We start from the raw sequence: 4,362 nt of genomic DNA, 5'->3' as shown, positions 1-4,362 counted from the left end.
GCCGAGGCAGCAAGGCATTGGCCAGCTCCCGAAAGACTCCGGGCGTGCCCTGGGCGGCCTGCGTTGCGCCGCCATCCTGACGGCCGAGGACTGAAGTGGGTGTCTTCCCGCCTGCCTCTGCGAAGGCGGAGCGCCAACGAGCGCGCAACGTGATCGGAATCCCATGGTGAATCCATCGACGGCATCGTCACCTGCCGCATCCGCCGGTTGTTCGGCTCTGGCTGCGGCTGATCGCTGGGCTCAAGGGCGAGTCGACCGAGCGCATCGTGGCCGCGCGAGGAGAGCGGGTCTTCGACAGCGCGGAGGACTTGGCGCGGCGCGCGCGCCTGGAGCAGCACGAGATGGGGCTCCCCCCGCAGCGGAGGCCTTGATGAGCCTGTCGGGCCACCGACGCCAGCAGGTCTGGGGCGCCGCGGCTTTGCGTTCAACGCTGTTGCGGCCGAAGCTCGAGCAGCGTCGCCTGCTCACTGCCGAACAACTGGATGCGCTGCCCAACGGGCGCACAATCCGTTGCGGCGGCATCGTCACCCTGACGCAGCAGCCCGACACTGCCAATGGAACCATCTTCGTGTCGCTGGAGGACGAGACCGGTGTCGTGCAGGTCATCGTGTGGAAGAGCCTGCGGGAGCAGCAGCGCAAGGCTCTGCTCGGGTCGCGGCTGCTGGCCGTGTACGGGACCTGACAGCGCGAGGGTAATGTGAAGAACTTGGTCGCGCGGCGGCTCGAGGACATGGCGCCGCTGCTGGGCCGGTTGGCGGCATCGACGGTAAGTCGGGACTTCCACTGAAAGGCGACTGCGGGGGTGCGCGGCTACCGTTGCAGCCGCCGATACGCGCTGAAGTGTCTCAATGCTTTCCGCGCGTCACCCAGCTTTTCTTGCAGCCTGCCAATGTTGAAGTGCGCGTCCGCCAGCGCCGGGTCCAGTTCCAGGCTCTGCTCGTAGCTTGCGATGGCCTCCTCCAAGCGCGCCCCATCCTCGAGCGCGACCGCCCGATTGAATCGAATCAGCGCCGAGCGTGGGCAGCGAATGATTGCCGCGTCGTAGAGTTCGATCGCCGCGTCACAGCGGTGTGATTCGCACAAGAGCGCGCCGAGGTTGAGATAGGCATCCTCGAAGTCCGGCGCCAGCTCGAGTGCCTGCCGGTACGCCTCTTCCGAGGCCGCCGGATCTTCGACTTCGAGCGCCTCACCGCGCGTGAACAAAGCCTTCGCATCCGGCGCAGAGGCTGCGATCGGATGGTCCAGGAAGGCAACGCTTCCACCGGCCGCCGACACCTCGAAGTCCATCAGCAGCTGCCCCGACGCCGCCGCTAGCGTGCCGTCCCGATCGCGCACCGCGACATCGGCGCCCACGGCAGTGATGCGCAGCCCTGTCAGCGGAAGCTCCGAAGGTAAGTTCGACTTCAGTTTGGTGAGCGAGCGCAGGATCTTCCTTGGCGGTATACCGGACTGCTGCAGGGCATAGGCCGTACGCAGCAGCATCAGGTCCTGGAACGAGAACCGGAATTCGCCGCGCGCCCCGCGGCTCGGCTTGACGAACCCCGCGTCGATGAGTCCCGCCAGTACCGTGCGCGACAGGCCCAGCTTCTGCTGGGCAGCGCGGAGCGTGAAGGTGGACTGCGCCTTGGGGCTCACTTCCTTGCGCGAGCCTTGGTGGTCGCTGCCGGCGCCGCCACCGGTTCCTCGGTCTTCGTCGCTCGCTTGACGCCCTTGCGCTCCTTGGCCTCGGTCAGCGCGGTCACGGTCGGTGCAGCCTTTGCGGCGCCCTTGGATGCGGTCGCTCCGGTTGCTGCGGGTGTCGCTGCCTTCTTGCCCAGGCTTGCGCGCAACGCATCCATGAGGTCAATCACCTGACCGGTGCTCGGCTCCTCGTTGTGAGCCGATGCGACGATCTCGCTGCCGGCAATCTTCGCGTCGATGGCCCTCAGGATGCGCTTCTTCTCGGTATCCTCGTACTGCCCCGGTTCGTAGCTGTCTTCAGAGATCTGGTCGATCAGTTGCAAGGCGAGTTGCAGCTCGGCGCCCGAGACCTCCACCTTCTCGATGCCCAGATCCTTCAGCGACCGCACCTCGTCGGCGTACAGAAGCTGCTGCAGCACGAGACCGTCTTCGACCGGTCGCACCTGCACCATGTATTGCTTGGCCTTCCAGGCCCACTTGGCCAGCGCACAGCGGCCCGACTTACGCATGGCTTCCATCAGCAGCGCATAGGGCTTGCCGCCGCGCTTGTCCGGCGCCAGCAGGTAAGCCTTGTCGTAGAAGATCGGATCGACAGCCTTCTCCGGGATGAAGGCGACGATCTCGATCGAGTGGCTGCTGTCTTCTTCCAGGGCCTTGAGCTCGTCGGCCGTGAAGAGCACGAACTTGTCCTTCTCGAACTCGTAGCCCTTGACCATCTCGGCGCGCTGCACGACCTTCTGGTCCTTCTCGGAGACGTACTGCTGCTTGAGCCGCGAGCCGTCCGCCGCAAGCATGTTGAACTTGACCGTTCCCGAACTCTCGGTGGCGGAGTAGAGCTTCACCGGGATCGAGACCAGACCAAAACTCAGCGTCAACGTGGCGATGGATCGTGCGGCCATGGAAGCTCCCTCAGGACAGGACCGTCCATCCTACGTCCGCCGGGTTGCGCGTTCAAGCAACTGCCCGGCCGCCCACCCCGCGGTTGCGCCCGGCCGTGAGCCGGTACATGCTGGCGCATGAGCCGCCCGATCCCCGAGCTGATTTCCATTGCACTGGAGGCCGCGCAGGCCGTCAGCGGACTGCTGCTGGTTCCGCCGGGCGCAACGGCGTGCTTCGTCTTCGCGCATGGTGCTGGCGCAGGGATGACGCATGCCTTCATGTCCGCGTTCGCCGACGGCCTGGCCGACCGGCAGATCGCGACGCTGCGCTATCAGTTTCCCTACATGGAGCGGGGCTCGAAGCGGCCGGACACTCCCGCCGTGGCGCACACGGCGGTGCGGGCGGCTGTCGTTGAGGCGGGCCGGCGCTGCTCCGGCATCGCACTGATCGCCGGCGGCAAGTCGTTTGGCGCGCGGATGACGTCGCAGGCGCAGGCGGCCTGCCCGTTGCCGGGCGTCAGCGGGCTGGCATTCGTCGGCTTCCCGCTCCATCCTGCGGGCAAGCCTTCCGTGCAACGTGCCGAACACCTGTCCCAGGTTGATGTTCCGATGCTCTTCTTGCAAGGCACACGCGACAAACTGGCCGGGCTCGACTTGTTGAGTCCCGTGGTCGAACGACTGGGACCGGGCGCGACCCTGTCGCTGGCCGATGACGCCGACCATGCCTTCCATGTGCGCGCTCGAAGCGGTCGCACGGATGAGCAGGCGATGTCCGCGATGCTGGACTGCTTTTCCGGGTGGGTCTCGCAGTTGCGAGCGACCTGAGTTGCGCAGGCGCGGCCTGGCGGTTTGCTCGGTTCTAAGCAGAGCGTCGGTCGGACGGCTGGACCACATCTTCCGCGGCCTTGGAGTTCTCGGCCGAACCCTGCTCGCTTGCGGCCCGCCGCATCGGCTTCCTCTGCGTAGCAGGCGCAGGCGCCAGCAACATTTCGATCTGCGCGGCGATGCAGTCTCCGCAGGCCTGGTTTCCCCAAGCGGTGCCTACCGGGTAGAACCGTGCTCCACAGAGTTGGCATTCGAACATGATGTCGGTCCTCGAACGTTGCGAGTGTGCAGCGGTTCTGGCTGGCGTCCAGATTTTCAGGGATGCCAACCCCGCTCCCCTATCGACTTGCGCGTACTCCCGCTTTGCGGCACCTTGAATCGGACACTACGCTGCACGAATGCCGACTCCTGAAGTCACCGGGCCACTGGCGAAGTATTGGCAGAAGCGCGACTTCGCCCAGACCGCGGAGCCGCGCGGTGTGCACGTTGCGACCGCGGACAACCGGTCGTTCGTTGTGCAGAAGCACGCTGCCAGTCGCCTGCACTACGATTTCCGCCTCGAACTCGGTGGCGTGCTCGTCTCCTGGGCCGTACCGAAGGGCCCGAGCTTCGATCCGGCGGACAAGCGGATCGCCGTTCACGTCGAAGACCATCCGCTCAGCTACGGGTCTTTTGAGGGCAGCATTCCTGCGAAGCAGTACGGCGCGGGCAGCGTGATCGTCTGGGACAACGGCAACTGGGAGCCGATCGGCGATCCGGCAGAGGGTCTTGCCAAGGGCAAATTGCTCTTCAAGCTTCACGGCCAGAAGCTGGCTGGCCTCTGGGAGCTGGTCAGGATCGCCAAGCCGGGCGACAAGCAGGAGCTGTGGATCCTTTTCAAGAAGCGGGGCGACGCGTTCGCACGGCCGAGAGCGGCCTACGACGTGGTGACCGCGCTGCCGGACAGCGTCATCGCCAAGCCCTTGGCTGTGCCCGCCTC

Annotated in this window: 6 protein-coding genes; 4 read left to right on the top strand and 2 right to left on the bottom strand. The window is 65.8% G+C overall.

Annotated elements, in window-relative coordinates; translation table 11 throughout:
• The first annotated feature begins 266 nt into the window (after nt 1-266).
• A complete protein-coding gene (locus H0W38_RS22155) occupies nt 267-371 on the top strand; it encodes a hypothetical protein (RefSeq protein ID WP_367162329.1) in 105 nt (34 codons plus the stop codon).
• Nucleotides 371-682, top strand: a complete 312-nt coding sequence (locus H0W38_RS22150) for an OB-fold nucleic acid binding domain-containing protein (protein WP_367162327.1) — start codon at nt 371-373, stop codon at nt 680-682. Before H0W38_RS22155 ends, H0W38_RS22150 begins: the two co-directional genes overlap by 1 nt.
• A 128-nt stretch (nt 683-810) precedes the next feature.
• Here the strand turns inward: H0W38_RS22150 and H0W38_RS17460 are convergent, their stop codons facing one another.
• Complete coding sequence (locus H0W38_RS17460; RefSeq protein WP_292456428.1) at nt 811-1,635, bottom strand: tetratricopeptide repeat protein; 825 nt, start codon at nt 1,633-1,635, stop codon at nt 811-813.
• On the bottom strand, nt 1,632-2,579 hold the full coding sequence (locus H0W38_RS17455; protein WP_292456426.1) for a Ku protein: 948 nt from the start codon (nt 2,577-2,579) through the stop codon (nt 1,632-1,634). The genes H0W38_RS17460 and H0W38_RS17455 overlap by 4 nt, the downstream gene beginning before the upstream one ends.
• Nucleotides 2,580-2,696: 117 nt before the next feature.
• On the opposite strand from H0W38_RS17455, the gene H0W38_RS17450 reads away from it, so the two are divergent.
• Together H0W38_RS17450 and H0W38_RS17445 are read left to right on the top strand one after the other, a co-directional pair.
• Nucleotides 2,697-3,383, top strand: coding sequence for an alpha/beta family hydrolase (locus H0W38_RS17450; protein ID WP_292456423.1), 687 nt, complete (start codon nt 2,697-2,699; stop codon nt 3,381-3,383).
• A 398-nt stretch (nt 3,384-3,781) separates the two neighbouring features.
• Nucleotides 3,782-4,362 (top strand): DNA polymerase ligase N-terminal domain-containing protein (locus H0W38_RS17445; protein WP_292456421.1); only part of this gene is annotated, 581 nt, incomplete at its 3' end.

Origin of the sequence: Methylibium sp. (genome assembly GCF_013817365.1) — a bacterium.
Lineage (GTDB): Bacteria > Pseudomonadota > Gammaproteobacteria > Burkholderiales > Burkholderiaceae_C > Methylibium.
The sequence above is the reverse complement of the archived record's forward strand: the minus strand, read 5'-3'. Positions and strand labels throughout refer to the sequence as shown.